This window comes from Streptomyces sp. NPDC088124 (assembly GCF_040685895.1).
Classification (GTDB): Bacteria; Actinomycetota; Actinomycetes; order Streptomycetales; family Streptomycetaceae; genus Streptomyces.
Genome location: NZ_JBFBJB010000082.1, coordinates 1 through 17,919 on the forward strand (window position 1 = coordinate 1; position 17,919 = coordinate 17,919).

Sequence of the window (17,919 nt, forward strand, 5' to 3'; positions counted from 1 at the left end):
GAGGAGACCCTCGAACTCGCCAACGCGGGGCGCCAACACGTCCGGGTCACGCTGATCGTCACCGCCGCCACCGACCTCGCCCTGATGCGAGGAGAGTACACACCCCGTCCATCCTGGAGCACCGCATGACCGACGTGACGCCGTCCCAGGGACTGATCGTCCCGCCGGGGGGAGGCACCACCATCCTCACCGCGGCGCAGGAGGTGACCTTCAAGGTCACCGGAGCCCACTCCCGGGTCTCCTCCAGCTTCGAGGTCGTCGTCCCGCCCGGGTTCGACGTCGGCGCACACCGGCACACCCACAGCGAGGAACTCTTCTACATCCTCGACGGCGAACTCGACGTGCTGGCCTTCGAACCACGGGTGCTCAGCGGCGACTGGCGCGACTGGGAGTCCGCGTCCGGCATGAGGACGGTACGGGCCACCCCGGGCACCGTCATCGTCGTCCCGCCGGGCTGTCCGCACGCCTTCGCCAACCGGGGCGGCGAGCCCGCCAGGATGTTCTTCCAGGCGTCCCCGCCCTCCGACCACGAACGGTACTTCGAGGAACTCCTCGACATCCTCAAGGAGGACGGCACCCCCGATCCGGCGGCCATCGCCGACCTGCGCAAGCGGTACGACATCGAGCAGCTCACCCCGCTGCGCCACGACGTCTGACCCGATGGACGCCGCACCGGCCACCCGGAGCCCGCGCCGGGACCCGCCCGGCCCCGGCCGCGGGGGCACCCGGCCCTGGGCGCCGGTCCTCGGGGTGCTGCTCGTCGTCGCCGCGCTGACGGCCGGCTGGTCGCTGATCGACGCGGCCCTGGGCGACCGCGAACGGGTCGCCGCGGGGACCGCCCTGGAACTCGGCCCCGACGGCGACGCCGCCGTGCTCCGGGTGGTCGGGCACGGCTGGGGGCTCAGCAAGTCGTCCAGCGACCCGGACACGGCGTACGCACTCTCCCGCGACGGCGTCGGACTGGCGGCCCGGTACATCGGCCTCACCGAGGCGGGGGACCCCGGCGCACTGTGGAACGGGCTGCGCAAGGTCCAGTCCGTCGCCGACAGCGGCAGCCGGCTGGGATCCGCCCGGCCGCTCACCGGCGCCGGGGGAGCCATCGGGCGCTCGGGACGGCTGACCGGCGGGGGCCGCACGGGCTCCGCCACCCTCTGGCTGCCGCCCGGCCGGGGCTACGCCGTCGAGATCATCGTCCTTGCCCGGCCCGGGGCCGCCCCCGGCGCGGTGGCCGACGCCACGGCCATGGCCCACGGCCTCACCTTTCCCCCGGGGACGACATGACCGCCCCCGCCACCACCCCTCCGCCGGCGGCCCGGCTCCGCCTCCTCGTCAACGCCGTGCGCGGCTCGTGGAGACGCCGGCCGGCCGGCTGGGCCTTCGCCGCCGTGTGCCTGCTCGGTCTCGCGCTGCTCCTGGACGACTTCGGCCCGCTCGTCCGCGTCTTCCCCGGCTCCGCGCTGCTGGCCCTGGTCCTGCTGGCGCTCACCGTGAGCGTCGGGACGGCTCTCCTCGGCCGGGTCCGCCCGTTCCGAGCACCGCCGCCCGGCTGGGCCTGGAGCGGGGTCCTCTGGGGGGCCACCGCGGCGGCCGGCTGCGCCCTCGTCGCCAATACCGGGCTCCAGGGCATCTGGTCCAAGTCGGCCGGCATCGGATTCGCCGCCCGGTGGGCCGCCGCGCTCACCGCGCCGCTCAACGAGGAACTCCTCAAACTCTGCGGCGTCGTCCTGATCGCCCTCGTGGCCCGGCCGCTGGTACGGGGCCCGCTGGACGGATTCTTCCTCGGCGCGTTCACCGGTCTCGGCTTCCAGGTCATGGAGAACTGGACGTACGCCATGAACGCCATCCTGCTCGGCGGGGGAGTGCACGGCACCGTCGAGGTCAGCCAGTCCTTCGTCACCCGGGTGATGGTGACGGGGCTCGGCTCGCACTGGGCGATGACCGCCGTCGCCGGCACCGGCGTCGGTATCCTCCTGTCCCACGGCGACCGCCCCGTACGCCGCAGGATCGCCCCGGCGGCGGCCTGCGTGCTCACCGCGATGGGCATGCACTGGCTGTTCGACGCGCCCCTGCTGGACTCTCCCGCCGGCCTCGGCGTCAGGGTGGGGGTCAACTTCCTCATCGCCCTCGGGTTCGCGGTCGTCCTGCGCCACCGGGCCCGGCACCGGGCCCGCGCCTTCCTGCTCTCCCCGCGCACCCCGCTCTCCGTCGACCTGCTCACCCGCCGCTCGCGGACCCGCGCCCTGCGCGGACTGCCGCCCGCGCACCGCCCCGCCGCGACGGCGCGTGCCTCGGCCTATCTGGCGGTCGTCGAGGAACAGGCGGTCGTGTGGCGCGACCCCGACCGGGCGGTGCCAGGGCACGCGCCCCCGGCCTGATCCGCACGGCCGGCCCTGGACGCGCGCGTATGGAGGTGAGCTTCACGGCCATGTCGCCGCCGCCCCGCGGGGAGTTGGCTGTTCCCATGACGCAGAACGCGCAGAACGCGCAGAGCACGCAGAGCACGCCGGACACACAGAACGCGCCGGAGGCCGGGAACGGGACGGTCCTGGTCGTCGGCGGCACCGGCAAGACCGGACGACGGGTCGCACAGCGGCTGACCGCCCGGGGAATACCCGTACGGATCGGCTCCCGCGCCGCCGCCCCGCCCTTCGTCTGGGAGGACCCCGCCACCTGGGACGCGGCCCTGGAGGGCGTCGGCTCCGTCTATGTCACCTACTACCCCGACCTCGGACTCCCCGGCGCCGCCGACGCCATCGGAGCCTTCTCCGCACAGGCCGTCGCCCGGGGCGCGCGCCGGCTCGTGCTGCTCTCCGGACGCGGTGACAAGGGTGCGCTCGACAGCGAGGAGCGCGTGAAGGAGTCCGGCGCCGACTGGACGGTGCTCCGGGCGAGCTGGTTCCATCAGAACTTCAGCGAGAGCTTCTTCCTGGAGCCCGTCCTCGCCGGTGAGCTGGTGCTGCCGACCGGCGACGCCGTCGAACCCTTCATCGACGCCGACGACATCGCCGACGTGGCCACCGCCGTCCTCACCGGCCCCGGGCACACCGGCAGGACGTACGAACTGACGGGACCCCGCTCGCTCGGCTTCGGTGAGGTGGCCGCCGAACTGACCCGGGTCACCGGCCGGGAGATCCACTACCGTCCCGTCCCCGTCGACCTCTACCGCGCCGGGCTGGAGGCGCGGGGACTGCCGGTCGAGTTCGCGGATCTCTTCGGGCTGATCCTCGACGGCCGCAACGCCGTTCCGGCGCACGGCGTGCGGGAGGTCCTGGGGCGCGAGCCCCGCGACTTCGCCGACTACGTCCGCGAGACCGCAGCCACCGGCGTCTGGAACGGGGCGCCCGACCGGCCCTGAGCGGGACTCCTGGTCCGGTGGTCCCGGGGCGCTCGGAGCCGAACTCCGCGCGCCCCGGGGCCGGTTGCCCCGCCCCTCGGCAGGGGTGATCAGACTGTGGTCATGCCCGCGGGCGGACGCGTGGCACGGCTAATGTGTGCGGACCGTACCCGTTCACATACCGGGTGACTTCAGGAAGGACCTCCTCCATGGCGGCAGAGACCGCGGACCGTCCGCACCACGACCCGGGGGCCACCCGCGGCCTGCCGGCCGGCGACGGTCCCTCGTACTCCTTCGAGTTCTTCCCGCCGAAGACCGCGGCGGGCGAACGCACGCTGTGGAACGCGATCCGCCGGATCGAGGCGCTCGCGCCGTCCTTCGTCTCCGTGACGTACGGGGCCGGCGGCTCGTCGCGCGACCGGACGATCGAGGTCACCAAGCGCATCGCCGCCGAGACGACACTGCGCCCGGTCGCCCATCTCACCGCCGTCGGCCACTCGGTGGCCGAGCTGCGCCACATCGTCGGCCAGTACGCGGACGCCGGGATCCGCGATGTGCTGGCGCTGCGCGGCGACCCGCCCGGCGATCCGCGCGGCGCCTGGGTGCCCCACCCCGAGGGCTTCACCCACGCCGGTGAACTCGTCACCCTGATCAGGGAGCTGGGGGACTTCACGGTCGGCGTGGCGGCCTTCCCCGAGCGCCATCCCCGCTCCGCCGACTGGGAGAGCGAGGTCCGCCACTTCGTCGCCAAGTGCCGGGCGGGCGCCGACTACGCCATCACCCAGATGTTCTTCCACGTCGAGGACTACCTGCGGTTCCGCGACCGGATCACGGCGGCCGGGTGCGCGACGCCGATCATCCCGGAGATCATGCCCGCCACCGACGTACGGCAGATCCGCCGTTTCGCGGAGCTCAGCGACGCGCGCTTCCCCGACGAACTGGCCGGGCGGCTCGAAGCCGCCAAGGACCGGCCCGAGGAGGGGCACCGCATCGGCGTCGAGTACGCCACGGTGATGGCCGAGCGGCTGCTCGCCGAGGGCGCCCCCGGCCTGCACTACATCACCCTCAACCGTTCGACGGCCACGATGGAGATCCACCAGAACCTGGGGGTGGGCGTACGCCGCGCCCGCGCCCTGGCCGCCACGCCCCACTGATCCGCCGCCCCCGGGGCTCCGGCACCGAACGGCCCACGGACGCCGACGGGGCGGGGGACGGACCCGGGGCCCGGCCCCCGGTCCGTCCCCCGCCCCCCGTTCCGCCGGTGGTGGGAACCTTCGGTCAGCCCACCGGAGCGGCCGGGGACTTCTGACCGGCTTCCCCGGCCTCCCCGTCCCGCCTGCCCGCTTCGGCCTCCTCGGCGAGCCGCTCCATGCCGCTGGTGGTCTTGAGCGGCTTCTCCTTGATGAAGAGGACCGCGACCAGCGCGAGCGCGGCGAACGGCGTGGCGACGAGGAAGAGCTCCGCCGTCGCGACACCGTAGGCGTTCTCCACGATCGCCCGCATCGGCGCCGGCAGGGTCGCCATGTCCGGTACGGCGCTCTCGCCCGAGCCGCCGGCCGGGGCCTGGCCGCTCTCGCCCAGGCTCTTGGTGATCTCGGCCGTCACCCGGTTGGCCAGGATGGCACCGAGCACGCTCGTCCCGATCGTGCCGCCCATGCTCCGGAAGAACGACAGGACGGACGTGGCCGCGCCCAGTTCCGAGGCCGGTACGTCGTTCTGCGCCGCCAGGACCAGGTTCTGCATCAGCAGGCCGACGCCGATGCCCAGGACGGCCATGTACAGGCTGAGCAGCCCGAAGCCCGTGTCGGCGTCGATGGTGGCCAGCAGCCCCAGACCGGCCGTCATGATCACGGCGCCCGCGATCAGATAGACCTTCCACTTGCCGGTGGCGCTGATGATCTGTCCGGCGACGGTGGACGACACCAGCAGCCCGAGGATCATCGGCATCCCCATCAGGCCCGCGACGGTCGGGGTCTTGCCGAGGGAGATCTGGAAGTACTGGGAGAGGAAGACCGTGCCGCCGAACATGGCGACACCGACCAGCAGGCTGGCCACCGTGGTCAGGGTGACGGTGCGGTTGCGGAAGATGTCCAGCGGGATGACCGGCTCGGGCACCCGGGCCTCCACCAGGACCGCGGCCACCAGCAGCACCACACCCGTACCGGTGAGCGCGAACGTCTGCCAGGACATCCAGTCGAAGCTGTTGCCCGCCAGGGAGGTCCAGATGAGCAGCGCGCTGACGCCCGCGACGATCAGGAACGCGCCCAGGTAGTCGATCTTCACCTCGCGGCGGACCGTGGGCAGTTGCAGCGTGCGCTGGAGCAGCAGGATCGCGATGAGCGCGAACGGCACCCCGATGAAGAAGCACCAGCGCCAGCCGAGCCACGAGGTGTCCACCATGACACCGCCGACCAGCGGCCCGGCGACCGTACCGACGGCGAAGACCGCGCCGAAGATGCCCGCGTACTTGCCGAGGCGGCGCGGCGGGATGACCGCGGCCATCACGATCTGGGCGAGGGCCGTCAGACCGCCCGCGCCGATGCCCTGCACGACGCGGCTGAAGATCAGCAGGCCGACGCCCTGCGAGAAGCCGGCCAGCAGCGAGCCGACGACGAACAGCGCGAGCGAGAGCTGGAGCAGCAGCTTCTTGTTGTAGAGGTCGGCGAGCTTGCCCCACAGGGGCACGGTCGCCGTCATGGCGAGCAGCTCGGAGGTGACGACCCAGGTGTAGGAGGACTGGCTGCCGTTCAGGTCGGCGATGATGCGGGGCAGGGCGTTCGCCACCACCGTGCCGGCCAGGATCGCGACGAACATGCCGGCCATCAGGCCGGACATCGCCTGGAGTATCTGGCGGTTGGTCATGGAGGTCGGCGCCTGTTCCGGCGCCTCTGTAGCACTCAAGGTGTCCTTCTTCGTCTGCATTCGGTTCGGGGCATGCGTGTCACGCGGTGGGTGAGTCAGTGGGGCAGCCGTCGGTCCTCGGCTCGGTCAGTCCGTCGGCGAGATGGCCGAAGACGCGCCGGAAGGTGTCGGGGAAGGCGACCGTGTCGCGCTGGGCGCACCAGTGCTCGACGGCGACCCGTACGGCCGTGCCGGCGACCGCGGCGAGCAGCCGGGGGTAGAGGTCGAGATGGGAGGTGTCGGGGAATTTGGCACAGGGGTCCGGCCCCGCCCGGGTATCCGCCACCGGCGTCGGCGCGGGCGGCGAGCCGAGCCGTTCGGCGATCGTCTGCGCCAGCTGGAACTCCTCGGCGATGTGCGCGCCCATACCGCGGAGCAGCAGATGGGGCGAGCGCCGCAGCACCGCGCTGCGCAGGCCCCAGATCTCCTGGCTCTCCTCCACATCGGTGAGTTCGGTCGCGAGCGCCTCGCGTACCGCTTCGAACGCGGACAGCTCCGGCGGTGCCTCGCGCACCGCGCGCCGTACCCGCTCGCCCACGCTCCGGTCGATCATGACGAACGCGTCGTCATGGCTCTCGAAGTAGTTGAAGAACGTACGCGGCGAGACCCCGGCGGCCTCGCTGATCGCCTCGACGGTGACGTTCTCCGCCCCGTGAACGGCGGCCAGTCGCACCGCCGCCTCCGACAGTGCCGTCCGGGTGGCCTGCTTCTTGCGCTCACGGAGACCGAGCGCGGCACCTTCACTCTGCACATCGTGCAGAGTATGCAAAAGTGCACGATGCGCAAAATTATTATCGCCCCGGGGACGCCGTAGCATGATCGGCATGGAGCAGCGCGCGTGGGACAGGACAGGGCGGGACGTCTCCGCCATCGGACTCGGCACCTGGCAGCTCGGCGCGGACTGGGGTGAGGTGGCCGAGCCGGACGCCTTCGCCGTCCTGGACGCGGCCGTCGAGTCGGGTGTCACTTTCCTCGACACGGCGGACGTGTACGGCGACGGGCGCAGCGAGCGGCTCATCGGCCGCTATCTGAAGGACCACCCCGACGCGGGGGTCTTCGTGGCGACCAAGATGGGCCGGCGCGCCGAGCAGCGGCCCGAGAACTACACCCTGGCGAACTTCCGTGCCTGGAACGACCGTTCGCGCGCGAACCTCGGGGTCGACACCCTGGACTACGTACAGCTCCACTGCCCGCCCACGCCCGTCCACGCGTCGGACGAGGTCTTCGACGCGCTCGACACCCTGGTCGAGGAGGGGCGGATCGCGGCGTACGGCGTGAGCGTGGAGACCTGCGCCGAGGCGCTCACCGCCCTCGCCCGGCCCGGTGTCGCGGGCGTGCAGATCATCCTCAATCCGTTCCGGACCAAGCCGCTGGAGGAGGTCGTGCCGGCCGCCCGCGCGGCGGGCGCCGCCGTCATCGCGCGCGTCCCGCTCGCCTCGGGTCTGCTCTCCGGCCGGTACACGAAGGACACGGTCTTCGCCGCCGACGACCACCGTTCGTTCAACCGGCACGGCGAGGCGTTCGACCAGGGCGAGACGTTCTCCGGCGTCGACTACGCCACCGGGCTGGCCGCCGCCGTCGAGTTCGCCGGGCTGGCGCCCGAGGGGATGACGCCCGCGCAGACCGCGCTGTGCTGGATCGCGCAGCAGTCCGGGGTCACCAGCGTGATCCCGGGCGCCCGCTCCGTCGAGCAGGTCCGCGCCAACGCGGCGGCCGGCGCGCTGCCGCCCCTGCCGCCCGCCACCCTGGACGCCGTACGGGAGCTGTACGACCGCCGGCTGCGGGCCTCGGTCCACGCGCGCTGGTAGGGGGAGCGAAAGGGTGATTATGGGCCGAACGCGGTCCGATCGTGCGGCACGCGCGCAAGAGTTGGCGGTTTCTGTGGCTGTATCGCGTCGCGCACTGTAGCGTCTTGATCAAGCTGTCGTGGTTCCGAAGTACCGCTCGCCCGTGACGTGCCGTCACGGGCGTTTGTGCTGTTCAGCGTCTCTAAGGACCAAGGCGATCACCTCCGGTTCCCGTACCGTGCGGGAACCAACGCGTCCCTTGAATTGGAGACTCATCATGGCCAGTGGAACAGTGAAGTGGTTCAACTCGGAAAAGGGCTTCGGCTTCATCGCGCAGGACGGCGGCGGTCCGGACGTGTTCGCGCACTACTCGAACATCTCGACGTCCGGCTTCCGTGAGCTGACGGAGGGCCAGAAGGTCACCTTCGACGTCACGCAGGGCCAGAAGGGCCCGCAGGCGGAGAACATCCTCCCCTCCTGAACCGGAGAGACAGGGCGCCGGCCCGGTGGATTCACTTCCACCGGGCCGGCGCCCTGTCGCGTGGTACGGGGCCCCGCGGCCGGGGGTCGCGGGGCGCGCGGTCAGGCGGCGCTCTCCCGTTCGCGCGGCGCCGTGGTGCGCGCGCTCGCCGGCAGGGCGAGATTCCAGGCGGTGACCACCGGACGGTCGTGCTCGGTGCCGAGCCGGGAGACGGTGCCGGTGGCGAGGTGGAAGAGCGAGCCCGCCGCGGGGGCGAGGCCGAGGTAGCGCGCGGTCAGCACCCGCAGGAAATGGGCGTGCGCCACGAGCGCGACATCCGCGCCGTCCAGGGAGTCCAGCGCCGTCAGCGCCTCGGTGAGGACCCGGTCGGCGCGGTGCCCCACCTCGCCGGGGCCCTCGCCGGGCTGGCCCGCGGGTCCGGGGACGACACCATCGGTCCACAGGTCCCAGTCGGGACGGGTACGGCGGATCTCGACGGTCGCGATGCCCTCGTACCCGCCGTAGTTCCACTCCCGCAGATCCGGTTCCACCTCGTACGGGGCGAGACCGGCCAGCTCCGCCGTGCGCCGTGCGCGGGCCATCGGGCTGACGAGCGTCCGGCCGATCCGGCGCTCGCGCAGCAGCGGCGCCAGCGAACGGGCCTCGTCCTCGCCGCGTCCGGTCATCGGCAGATCGGTGTAGCTGGTGTGCTGTCCGGACAGGGACCAGGCGGTCTCCCCGTGCCGTACCAGGATCAACTCGCCCATGACTGACGCCCACTTTCCTGTACGCCCGCGCCCCGGTGGCCACGCGGCTCCGCAGGGGAGAACCCGGCGGGCCGTGATCGCATTCCGTCGGACCCAGTGTCTCGTGTTCCCGCCCCGGCGACCCGCCGGGAATGGAGCGGACGGCTCCCGTGTTACACCGACGTGCCGGTTGATGGACATGACATCCAGTTCCAGATCCGTCTCCGGCTGTGACGGTACGGGAGCACCCGTGACCGTCGGGAACGAACCGTGACGTTCGGCCACCGAGGAAGGAATCCCGCATGAAGCCTCGTATCCACCCCGTCTCCCGTCCGGTCGTCTTCCGGGACCGTGCCGGTGGAGTGGCCTTCCTGACGCGCTCCACCGCGGACTCGGACCAGCGCGTCGAGTGGGAGGACGGGAACACGTACCCCGTCGTCGACGTCGAGATCTCCTCCGCGAGCCACCCCTTCTACACCGGGAAGGGGCGCGTGGTGGACACCGCGGGCCGCGTGGAGCGCTTCGAGCGCCGCTACGGCCGGCACGGGGCCGCGCCGCGCGGCTGACCGTACCGCCCGGTGAGGAGTCCGGCGCGAGAAAGCGCAGTTGAGGAGCCGGGCGGGAGACCTGATCGAGGTCTCCCGCCCGGCTCCTCGTGTGTCAGACGGAGGCGCGGGAGGTGACGGCCGCGACGAGAGGGGCCAGCTCCGGGTTCCTCGCCGCCTCGTCCAGCGCCTCGCGCAGCGCGGTGTCGTTGGTGGGGCGCGCCGCGGCGAGCAGCCGCAGCCCCGCCTCGCTCACATTGGTGTAGATGCCGCGCCGGTCCGTCGGGCAGAGGTAGCGCGTGAGCAGTCCCCGGTCCTCCAGCCGGGTGACCAGCCGGGTGGTCGCGCTCTGGCTGAGCACCACGGCCTCGGCGACCTGCTTCATCTGGAGATGACCGCCCTCGCCGTCGTGCTGGCGGCTGAGGACGTCCAGCAGCGAGTACTCGCGGACGCTGAGATCGTGCCCCGTCTGGAGCGCCCGCTCGATGTGCGCCTCGATCCTGCCGTGCAGCAGGGAGAGCGCGCACCAGCCCTGGGCGAGCCCGGTGGACGCGGTGTCCGTGGCGGTCATGGCTTCCTCCTGCGTACGGGGCGTAGGGCTCCCAGGATAGGACACCTCCGCAATAGAGCGCGTTTGCAAGTAGTCGGCGTCTGCAAGTATTGTCTTCGCTTGTAAGAAGCTCACGCAATCATTCGCTCTCGGCTGGGAACTCGGCTCTCGGCCGGGCATTCGGGCCGTCGGCCGGAAAGGTGACATCCATGCCAATCGCGCTCCTCGCGCTGGCCGTCGGAGCCTTCGGGATCGGGACCACCGAGTTCGTGATCATGGGGCTGCTCCCCGAGGTGGCCACCGCCTACGGCGTCCCGATCCCCACCGCCGGGCTCCTGGTCAGCGGCTACGCGCTCGGGGTGGTCGTGGGCGCGCCGCTGATGACCGTCCTCGGCACCCGGATCAGCCGCAAGCGGATGCTGATGCTGCTGATGGGGCTCTTCGTCGCGGGCAACACGCTCTCCGCGCTCGCCCCCACCTTCGGGGTGATGCTCGCGGGCCGGGTCGTCGCCTCACTCGCCCACGGGGCGTTCTTCGGGATCGGCTCCGTCGTCGCCGCGAACATGGTCGCGCCGGGCAGAAGGGCCGGCGCCATCGCGATGATGTTCACCGGGCTGACCGTCGCCAATGTCGTCGGCGTGCCGCTGGGCACCTTCATCGGCCAGAACGCGGGCTGGCGGGTCACCTTCCTCGCCGTCGCGGGGCTCGGGGTGCTGGGGCTCGCGGGCATCGCCCGGTTCGTACCGGAACAGCCCCGGGCCGTAGGTGTACGGCTGCGCCATGAACTGGCCGCCTTCCGCAACGTACAGGTGCTCCTCGCCATGGCGATGACCGTGCTCGGCTTCGGCGGGGTCTTCGCCGCGATCACCTACATCACGCCGATGATGACCCGGACCGCCGGTTTCGCGGACTCCTCGGTCACCTGGCTGCTGGTGCTCTTCGGTGTCGGCATGGTCGGCGGCAACCTGATCGGCGGACGGCTGGCCGACCGCCGGCTGATGCCGCTGCTCCAGGTCTCCCTCGGCGCGCTCGCCGTCGTACTGGCGCTGTTCACCGTCACGGCCCACCACAAGGTGGCCGCCGCCGTGACGCTCGTCCTGATCGGCGCCCTCGGTTTCGCGACCGTACCGCCGCTCCAGAAGCGCGTCCTCGACCAGGCGTCCGCCGCCCCCACCCTGGCGTCCGCCGTCAACATCGGCGCGTTCAACCTGGGCAACGCGCTGGCCGCGTGGCTCGGGGGGCTCGTTATCGCCGCCGGACACGGCTACACCGCCCCGAACTGGGTGGGTGCCGCGCTGGCCGCCTCCGCGCTGGTCCTCGCCGTCGTCTCCGCCGCGCTGGAGCGCCGTACGCCGACTGCCGGACGCCCGCGGGGCGCGGTGCCCGCGGCGTCGGTACGTTGAGAGCCGATCTGATCCTTCTGTCCATCCTTCCGTAGAACACGACCCCGCCGGTCCGGTCGGACCGACCGGACCGGAAGAAGAGGAAACGCCATGACCTCCGTCCCCCACGCCGTCCTCAACAACGGCGTCACGATCCCGCGGCTCGGCTTCGGCGTCTTCCAGATCGACGACGCGGAGACCGCCGACGCGGTCCTCACCGCGCTGGAGACGGGCTACCGCAGCATCGACACGGCCGCCGTGTACGGCAACGAGGCGGGCGTCGGCCGCGCCCTCGCCGACTCCGGGATCCCGCGCGACGAACTGTTCGTCACCACCAAGCTCTGGAACGACGACCAGGGGTACGACGCGGCCCTCACCGCCTTCGACGCGAGCCTGGACCGGCTCGGCCTCGACCAGGTGGACCTGTATCTCATCCACTGGCCCACCCCCGGACGCGACCGGTACGTCGACACCTGGCGCGCGCTGGAGAAGCTGCTGGCGGACGGCCGCACCCGCGCCATCGGGGTGTCCAACTTCCAGCCCGCCCATCTCCAGCGGCTGCTGGACGAGACCGGGATCGTCCCCGCCGTGAACCAGATCGAGCTGCACCCCGGCCTCCAGCAGGCCGGACCGCGTGACTTCCACGCCCAGCACGACATCGCGACCGAGGCATGGAGCCCGCTGGCCCAGGGCGCGCTCCTCCAGGAGGAGACGATCCGGGAGATCGCCGGGCGTCATGGCAGGACGCCCGCCCAGGTGGTGCTGCGCTGGCACCTCCAGATCGGGAACATCGTGATCCCCAAGTCCGCCACCCCGGCGCGGATCCGGGAGAACTTCGACCTCTTCGGCTTCGAACTGTCCGCCGACGACCTGCACGCGATGAGCGCGCTCGACCGCGGGATGCGCACGGGCCCGGACCCCGACACCTTCGACTGAGAGCCCGCCGGGTCACCTTCCCGGGCCGGCGGCGGTCTCAGGCGCCGTCCTCCGGGTTCCAGTCCAGCAGGCGCACCTTCGCCACCGTCCGCACATGGCGGCGCATCGCGGCGGCCGCCGCCTTGCCCCGCCGCTCCTCGATCGCCTCCAGGATGGCGCGGTGCTGTGCCAGCGACCGCGCGGGGCGGCCGGGCTGGCGCAGGGACTCGTGGCGGCTCTCCGTGATCTGCTCGGAGATGGCCCGCATGAACTCCGCGAGCAGGGAGCTGTGCGCGGCGGCCGTCACCGCGGCGTGGAAGAGCCGGTCGCCCTCGACGCCGTGCCCGCCCGCGGCGATCTCCTCCTCCATGTGCCGGAGCGCGTCGTGCAGCGCGGCCAGGTCCGGCGCCGTACGGCGCTCGGCGGCGAGTTCGGCGAGCTTGGTCTCCAGCGCCTCACGGGCCTCCAGCACATCGGGCAGCCGGCGTCTGCGCTCCACCAGCCGCTCCACCGGCTCCGGGTCGAGGCTGTCCTTGCGCAGATAGGTGCCGCCGCCGTGCCGCACCTCGACCAGACCCTGGACCTCCAGGACGACGATCGCCTGCTTGACGGAGGCACGGCTGACACCGAGCCGCTGCGCCAGCTCCCGCTCGGGCGGCAGCCGGTCGCCCGAGCCGAGCCGCGCCTCGGCGACATAGCTCCGCAGCCGGTCGAGGACTTGTTCGTACAGGCGCGGCCGGGCCATCGGCCGCAGGGCCCGGGCCGGGTCCTCCGCAGCCGGGGAACCCGGCACAGAGCCTCGCGCGTCGGACATCCGGACACCCCTCCCTGGTCACCGCCTCGCCCGTTTCCTCCCGGTCCCGGACGCGTCAGCCTAACACCGGGCGGACCAGTGGCTGAGCCAATTCTTGTCGGATCCCTTGACGCCCGTCCCGGTCCGCGGCCAATGTGGTCCAGCCACTTGGCCAGTGGTCCAATCAGTCGCCCGACCCTCTTGGCCCCGTATGGCCAGCCGGTCGTCGCCCACTTCCTCTCCGCACCGAGGGACCCAGGGACGGGAGCCCGCGCCATGTCCGCCGAACTGATCTCGATACTTGTGCTGGTGGTGGTCTTCGTGATCGCCACCACCCGGTCCATCAACATGGGCGCGCTCGCCTTCGCCGCCGCGTTCGGCGTCGGGGAACTCGTCGCCGGCCTCGACGCGAAGGGCATCTTCGCGGGCTTCCCCGGCGATCTCTTCGTCGTGCTCGTCGGCGTCACGTACCTCTTCGCGATCGCCCGCGCCAACGGCACCACGGACTGGCTGGTCCATGCCGCGATCCGGCTGGTCCGCGGCCGGATCGCACTGATCCCGTGGGTGATGTTCGCGATCACCGCGCTGCTGACCGCGATCGGAGCCGTCTCCCCGGCGGCCGTCGCGATCGTCGCGCCGATCGCGCTGAGCTTCGCGGCGCGCTACGGCATCAGCCCGCTCCTGATGGGCGCCATGGTCGTGCACGGGGCCCAGGGCGGCGGATTCTCCCCCATCAGCATCTACGGAACGATCGTCAACGGCATCGTCGAACGGGAGAAGCTCCCGGGCAGCCCGCTCACCCTCTTCCTCGCCTCGCTCGCGGTCAATCTCGTCATCGCCGGGATCGTCTTCGTCTGCTGCGGCGGACTCGCGCTGCGCGGCACCCGGTCCGGTCCGGCCCCGGACGGCGCGGCGGGCGAGCACGGCAAGACGCCCGCGGAGGAGGGGAGTCCACGGCTCACCCCGGCCCGTACCGCCACCCTCGCCGCCCTGGCCGCGCTCGTCGTCGCCGTCCTCGCCCTCGATCTCGACGCCGGACTCTCCGCCATCACCCTCGCCGTCCTCCTCAGCGCCTGCTGGCCCGACACCAGCCGCAAGGCCGTCGGGGAGATCGCCTGGCCGACCGTGCTGCTGATCTGCGGCGTCCTCACCTATGTCGGCGTCATGGAGGAGATGGGCACGATCGACTACGCGGGCAACGCCGTCGGCGACATCGGCATCCCGCTCCTCGCCGCCGTACTGCTCTGCTACATCGGCGCGATCGTCTCCGCGTTCGCCTCGTCCGTCGGCATCATGGGCGCGCTCATCCCGCTCGCCGTCCCCTTCCTCGCACAGGGCGAGATCGGCGCGATCGGCATGATCACGGCGCTCGCCATCTCGGCGACCGTCGTCGACGTCAGCCCCTTCTCCACCAACGGCGCCCTGGTACTGGCCGCCGCGCCCGACGTCGACCGTGAGCGTTTCTTCCGCCGGCTCATGGTGTACGGGGGGATCGTGGTGGCGGCGGTACCCGCCGCTGTCTGGCTGCTGCTGGTGGTGCCAGGCTTCGGATGACCGGTCAGACCCGTCCACAGCAAGGAGAACGACGCGTGTCCCCTCTCTTCCCTGCCCTGGCCGCCCGCTCGCAGCGCCCCGCGCTCCGGTTCGGCGACCGCGCCCTCACCCATGCCGAACTGGCCGACGCGGCAGGCTCCCTGGCCCGCCGGCTCGCGGGCGAACGGCGGGTCGCGATCTGGGCCACCCCCACCCTCGGCACGGCGGTGGGGGTGGTGGCGGCGCTGCTCGCCGGGGTCCCGGTCGTCCCCGTCAACCCCAGGAGCGGCGAACGGGAACTGGCCCACATCGCCCGGGACAGCGCCCCGACCCTCGTTCTCGCCGAGCCCGGTGTCACCCTGCCGCCCGCGCTGGCCGCGCTGCCGCGCCTCGACACGGACGCGGGCACGGACGCGGCGGCAGGCACGGGCACGGACGGGGCGGCGGGCACGGACGGGGCGGCGCCGGAGGCCGGGAGTCCCGCCGGAGCCTTCCCCGAGCCGCCGCCGGAGGCGCCCGCGCTGATCGTATACACCTCGGGCACCACCGGGCCGCCCAAGGGCGCCGTCCTGCCCCGCCGCGCCCTCACCAGCACCCTCGACGCGCTGGCGGACGCCTGGCAGTGGACCGCCGACGACGTGCTGGTCCACGCGCTGCCCCTGTTCCACGTCCACGGACTGATCCTCGGCATCCTCGGTCCGCTGCGCCGGGGCGGCTCCGTCACCCATCTCGGACGGTTCGACACCGCGGGCGTCGCCCGGGAACTCTCCTCGGGCGCCACCATGCTCTTCGGCGTGCCCACGATGTACCACCGCATCGCCGAGGCGCTCGCCGACGACCCCGCACTCGCCGGGGCGCTGGCCGGCGCACGGCTGCTGGTGTCCGGCTCGGCGGCGCTGCCCGTCCACGACCACCGGCGGATCGCCGCGGCGACCGGCCGCCGGGTCGTCGAGCGGTACGGCATGACGGAGACCCTGATGAACACGAGCGTCCGCGCGGACGGCGAACCGCGCGCCGGAACGGTCGGTGTCCCGCTGCACGGCGTCGAACTCCGGCTGGTCGACGAGTCGGGCGCCGCCATCGAGCAGTACGACGGCGAGAGCGTCGGCGAGATCCAGGTACGCGGACCGAACCTCTTCACCGAGTATCTGAACCGTCCCGACGCGACCGAGGCGGCCTTCACCGACGGCTGGTTCCGCACCGGCGACATGGCGATCAGGGACCCCGACGGCTATGTCCGCATCGTCGGCCGCAAGGCCACCGACCTGATCAAGAGCGGCGGTTACAAGATCGGAGCGGGGGAGATCGAGAACGTCCTGCTGGAACACTCCGGGGTACGGGAGGCCGCGGTCACCGGTGAGCCGGACCCCGACCTCGGCGAGCGGATCGTCGCCTGGATCGTGCCGGCGCGCCCCGAAGCGCCGCCCACGGAGCGGGAACTGGCCGACCACGTCGCCGGCCAGCTCGCCGCGCACAAGCGCCCGCGCACCGTGCGCTATCTGGACGCGCTGCCCCGCAACGACATGGGGAAGATCATGAAGCGGGCGCTCCATGGCTGAGCTGCGGGGCGCGCGTGAGGCGATCGCGGCGGTCCTCGGGAGCGGCGCCGGAACGTTCACCGAACTCCCGGCTCCCGAGGGCACCTCCGCCCCGGACGGCCCGCTCGGCTGGGAGGGGTACGACGCCGCACTGGCCCGGGCGGCGGACCGTACCGGCGAGGGGGAGTCCGTCGTCTGCGGTACCGGCCGGATCGGCGCCACCGAAGCGGTCGTCGTCTCCTTCGAGTTCGGCTTTCTCGGCGGTTCCCTCGGCGAGCGTACCGGCGACCGGCTGGCGGCCGCGTACGGCCATGCGCGCGACCGGGGGCTGCCGGTCGTCTCGCTGATCGCGACCGGCGGCAGCCGGATGCAGGAGGGCATGCGGGCCCTGCTCCAACTCCAGCGCGTGGCCGGGGAGTCCGCGCTGACCCGGGCGGCCGGGCTCGCGCAGCTCGCGGTGGTGCGCGACCCGACGACCGGCGGTGGCTGGGCCACCCTGGGCGCGGGCGCCGATGTCGTCCTCGCGCTGCCCGGGGCCCAGATCGGCTTCGCGGGGTCACGGGTACGCCCCGCGGACGCCGATCCCTCCGCGTACACCGCCGAGGCCCAGCTCGCCGCCGGACAGATCGACGCGGTGGTGGCCGAGGAGGCGCTGGCCGGCACGGTCGCCCGCTGGCTGGCGCTGCTCACCGGCGGCCGCGCGGAGCCGCCCGACGGGTGGGCCGGGGGCGCCCCGCCGCCGCCCGCCGCGCTGGGCCGTTCCGGTCCCGTCGCCACCGGCTGGGAGGCGGTCGTGGCCGCCCGCTCGCCCGAACGGCCGCGCGCCGCCGCCTACCTGGACGCGTACTTCGACCACCGGGAGGAGATCCGCGGCGACCGCTGCGGCGGTACGGACCCGGGCATGCTCTGCGGATTCGGCCGCCGGGAAGGGCGTACGGTCGCGTACGCCGCGCAGTGCGGCACCGCCACGCTCCCGGCCGGATACCGTACGGCTGCCCGGCTGATCCGGCTCGCGGAACGGCTCGGCATCCCCGTACTGACCCTGGTGGACACCCCCGGCGCCGCCAACGACGCGCGGGCGGAGCGCACGGGGGCGGGCGCCGCCATCGCGGACCTGTTCGCCACCATGGCCGCCGCCCGGGTCCCCCTCACCACCCTGCTGATCGGCGAGGGCGGCTCGGGCGGTGCGCTCGCCCTGGCGGCCGCGGACAACACCTGGGCCACGCCGGACAGTTACTTCTCCGTCATAGCGCCCGAACTCGCCACGGCCATCCTCAAACGTGACCCGGGGCGTACCCGCGCGACGGCCGGCCAACTCCGGCTGCGACCGCAGGACCTGGTGGCGCTGGGTGTGGTGCGCGGCATCGTCCCGGGTCGGGACGGGCGGGACGGGCCGGACGGGTGGAACGGGCGGGTGCCGGGGGACGGATGAGAG

18 protein-coding genes are annotated in these 17,919 nt (G+C 72.7%); 13 read left to right on the forward strand and 5 right to left on the reverse strand.

What is annotated here, in order from left to right; translation table 11 throughout:
- Positions 1-125 precede the first annotated feature (125 nt).
- The 5 genes from AB0P17_RS39565 to metF all read left to right on the forward strand — a co-directional run bounded on the left by AB0P17_RS39565 (position 126) and on the right by metF (position 4,488).
- Entirely contained in the window at positions 126-656 is a 531-nt protein-coding gene (locus tag AB0P17_RS39565; RefSeq protein WP_365819267.1) for a cupin domain-containing protein, read from the forward strand.
- A gap of 4 nt (positions 657-660) precedes the next feature.
- A complete protein-coding gene (locus AB0P17_RS39570; protein ID WP_365819269.1) occupies positions 661-1,281 on the forward strand; it encodes a hypothetical protein in 621 nt (206 codons plus the stop codon).
- Entirely contained in the window at positions 1,278-2,375 is a 1,098-nt protein-coding gene (locus AB0P17_RS39575) for a PrsW family intramembrane metalloprotease (protein ID WP_365819271.1), read from the forward strand. Before AB0P17_RS39570 ends, AB0P17_RS39575 begins: the two co-directional genes overlap by 4 nt.
- Before the next feature lie 86 nt (positions 2,376-2,461).
- Positions 2,462-3,355: an NmrA family transcriptional regulator gene (locus AB0P17_RS39580; RefSeq protein ID WP_365819273.1), complete on the forward strand. Its 894-nt coding sequence runs from the start codon at positions 2,462-2,464 to the stop codon at positions 3,353-3,355.
- Between the two features lie 188 nt (positions 3,356-3,543).
- Positions 3,544-4,488, forward strand: coding sequence for a methylenetetrahydrofolate reductase [NAD(P)H] (metF, locus tag AB0P17_RS39585; RefSeq protein WP_365819275.1), 945 nt, complete (start codon positions 3,544-3,546; stop codon positions 4,486-4,488).
- 124 nt (positions 4,489-4,612) lie between these two features.
- Here metF and AB0P17_RS39590 read toward each other — a convergent pair whose 3' ends face one another.
- Positions 4,613-6,235 carry an MDR family MFS transporter gene (locus AB0P17_RS39590; RefSeq protein ID WP_365819277.1) on the reverse strand — a complete coding sequence of 541 codons (1,623 nt, stop codon included), beginning with the start codon at positions 6,233-6,235 and terminating at the stop codon, positions 4,613-4,615.
- Between the two features lie 40 nt (positions 6,236-6,275).
- On the reverse strand, positions 6,276-6,995 hold the full coding sequence (locus AB0P17_RS39595; RefSeq protein WP_365819329.1) for a TetR/AcrR family transcriptional regulator: 720 nt from the start codon (positions 6,993-6,995) through the stop codon (positions 6,276-6,278).
- Positions 6,996-7,050: 55 nt separating this feature from the next.
- Here AB0P17_RS39595 and AB0P17_RS39600 point away from each other — a divergent pair, with 55 nt between their 5' ends.
- Entirely contained in the window at positions 7,051-8,043 is a 993-nt protein-coding gene (locus AB0P17_RS39600) for an aldo/keto reductase (protein ID WP_365819279.1), read from the forward strand.
- Between the two features lie 256 nt (positions 8,044-8,299).
- Positions 8,300-8,503: a cold-shock protein gene (locus AB0P17_RS39605; RefSeq protein ID WP_365819281.1), complete on the forward strand. Its 204-nt coding sequence runs from the start codon at positions 8,300-8,302 to the stop codon at positions 8,501-8,503.
- 101 nt (positions 8,504-8,604) lie between these two features.
- Here the strand turns inward: AB0P17_RS39605 and AB0P17_RS39610 are convergent, their stop codons facing one another.
- Positions 8,605-9,249, reverse strand: coding sequence for a histidine phosphatase family protein (locus AB0P17_RS39610; RefSeq protein ID WP_365819283.1), 645 nt, complete (start codon positions 9,247-9,249; stop codon positions 8,605-8,607).
- Positions 9,250-9,530: 281 nt separating this feature from the next.
- On the opposite strand from AB0P17_RS39610, the gene AB0P17_RS39615 reads away from it, so the two are divergent.
- Complete coding sequence (locus AB0P17_RS39615) at positions 9,531-9,794, forward strand: type B 50S ribosomal protein L31 (RefSeq protein ID WP_365819285.1); 264 nt, start codon at positions 9,531-9,533, stop codon at positions 9,792-9,794.
- A gap of 94 nt (positions 9,795-9,888) precedes the next feature.
- On the opposite strand, the gene AB0P17_RS39620 is transcribed toward AB0P17_RS39615, so the two are convergent.
- A complete protein-coding gene (locus AB0P17_RS39620) occupies positions 9,889-10,344 on the reverse strand; it encodes a MarR family transcriptional regulator (RefSeq protein WP_365819287.1) in 456 nt (151 codons plus the stop codon).
- A gap of 188 nt (positions 10,345-10,532) precedes the next feature.
- Here AB0P17_RS39620 and AB0P17_RS39625 point away from each other — a divergent pair, with 188 nt between their 5' ends.
- The gene (locus tag AB0P17_RS39625; RefSeq protein ID WP_365819289.1) at positions 10,533-11,726 is read left to right on the forward strand and encodes an MFS transporter; all 1,194 of its coding nucleotides are present in this window, start codon (positions 10,533-10,535) and stop codon (positions 11,724-11,726) included.
- Positions 11,727-11,816: 90 nt separating this feature from the next.
- A complete protein-coding gene (locus AB0P17_RS39630; protein WP_365819291.1) occupies positions 11,817-12,641 on the forward strand; it encodes an aldo/keto reductase in 825 nt (274 codons plus the stop codon).
- A gap of 37 nt (positions 12,642-12,678) precedes the next feature.
- Here AB0P17_RS39630 and AB0P17_RS39635 read toward each other — a convergent pair whose 3' ends face one another.
- Entirely contained in the window at positions 12,679-13,434 is a 756-nt protein-coding gene (locus AB0P17_RS39635) for a FadR/GntR family transcriptional regulator (RefSeq protein WP_365819293.1), read from the reverse strand.
- A 255-nt stretch (positions 13,435-13,689) separates the two neighbouring features.
- On the opposite strand from AB0P17_RS39635, the gene AB0P17_RS39640 reads away from it, so the two are divergent.
- Genes AB0P17_RS39640 through AB0P17_RS39650 form a run of 3 tightly spaced genes read left to right on the forward strand, consistent with a single transcriptional unit; the run spans position 13,690 to position 17,916 of the window.
- The gene (locus tag AB0P17_RS39640; protein WP_365819295.1) at positions 13,690-14,967 is read left to right on the forward strand and encodes an SLC13 family permease; all 1,278 of its coding nucleotides are present in this window, start codon (positions 13,690-13,692) and stop codon (positions 14,965-14,967) included.
- A gap of 35 nt (positions 14,968-15,002) precedes the next feature.
- Positions 15,003-16,505, forward strand: coding sequence for an acyl-CoA synthetase (locus AB0P17_RS39645; RefSeq protein WP_365819297.1), 1,503 nt, complete (start codon positions 15,003-15,005; stop codon positions 16,503-16,505).
- Positions 16,498-17,916, forward strand: a complete 1,419-nt coding sequence (locus AB0P17_RS39650) for a carboxyl transferase domain-containing protein (RefSeq protein WP_365819299.1) — start codon at positions 16,498-16,500, stop codon at positions 17,914-17,916. The genes AB0P17_RS39645 and AB0P17_RS39650 overlap by 8 nt, the downstream gene beginning before the upstream one ends.
- Positions 17,917-17,919: the final 3 nt, after the last annotated feature.

What these genes read in the sequence shown, in the direction of transcription:
- AB0P17_RS39580 (WP_365819273.1), top strand. Translation starts at nt 2,462, where the DNA reads ATGACGCAGAACGCGCAGAACGCGCAGAGCACGCAGAGCACGCCGGAC.
- AB0P17_RS39575 (WP_365819271.1), top strand. Translation starts at nt 1,278, where the DNA reads ATGACCGCCCCCGCCACCACCCCTCCGCCGGCGGCCCGGCTCCGCCTC.
- AB0P17_RS39650 (WP_365819299.1), top strand. Translation starts at nt 16,498, where the DNA reads ATGGCTGAGCTGCGGGGCGCGCGTGAGGCGATCGCGGCGGTCCTCGGG.
- AB0P17_RS39640 (WP_365819295.1), top strand. Translation starts at nt 13,690, where the DNA reads ATGTCCGCCGAACTGATCTCGATACTTGTGCTGGTGGTGGTCTTCGTG.
- AB0P17_RS39615 (WP_365819285.1), top strand. Translation starts at nt 9,531, where the DNA reads ATGAAGCCTCGTATCCACCCCGTCTCCCGTCCGGTCGTCTTCCGGGAC.
- AB0P17_RS39565 (WP_365819267.1), top strand. Translation starts at nt 126, where the DNA reads ATGACCGACGTGACGCCGTCCCAGGGACTGATCGTCCCGCCGGGGGGA.
- AB0P17_RS39610 (WP_365819283.1), bottom strand. Translation starts at nt 9,249, where the DNA reads ATGGGCGAGTTGATCCTGGTACGGCACGGGGAGACCGCCTGGTCCCTG.
- AB0P17_RS39605 (WP_365819281.1), top strand. Translation starts at nt 8,300, where the DNA reads ATGGCCAGTGGAACAGTGAAGTGGTTCAACTCGGAAAAGGGCTTCGGC.
- metF (WP_365819275.1), top strand. Translation starts at nt 3,544, where the DNA reads ATGGCGGCAGAGACCGCGGACCGTCCGCACCACGACCCGGGGGCCACC.
- AB0P17_RS39600 (WP_365819279.1), top strand. Translation starts at nt 7,051, where the DNA reads ATGATCGGCATGGAGCAGCGCGCGTGGGACAGGACAGGGCGGGACGTC.
- AB0P17_RS39620 (WP_365819287.1), bottom strand. Translation starts at nt 10,344, where the DNA reads ATGACCGCCACGGACACCGCGTCCACCGGGCTCGCCCAGGGCTGGTGC.
- AB0P17_RS39570 (WP_365819269.1), top strand. Translation starts at nt 661, where the DNA reads ATGGACGCCGCACCGGCCACCCGGAGCCCGCGCCGGGACCCGCCCGGC.
- AB0P17_RS39635 (WP_365819293.1), bottom strand. Translation starts at nt 13,434, where the DNA reads ATGTCCGACGCGCGAGGCTCTGTGCCGGGTTCCCCGGCTGCGGAGGAC.
- AB0P17_RS39630 (WP_365819291.1), top strand. Translation starts at nt 11,817, where the DNA reads ATGACCTCCGTCCCCCACGCCGTCCTCAACAACGGCGTCACGATCCCG.
- AB0P17_RS39625 (WP_365819289.1), top strand. Translation starts at nt 10,533, where the DNA reads ATGCCAATCGCGCTCCTCGCGCTGGCCGTCGGAGCCTTCGGGATCGGG.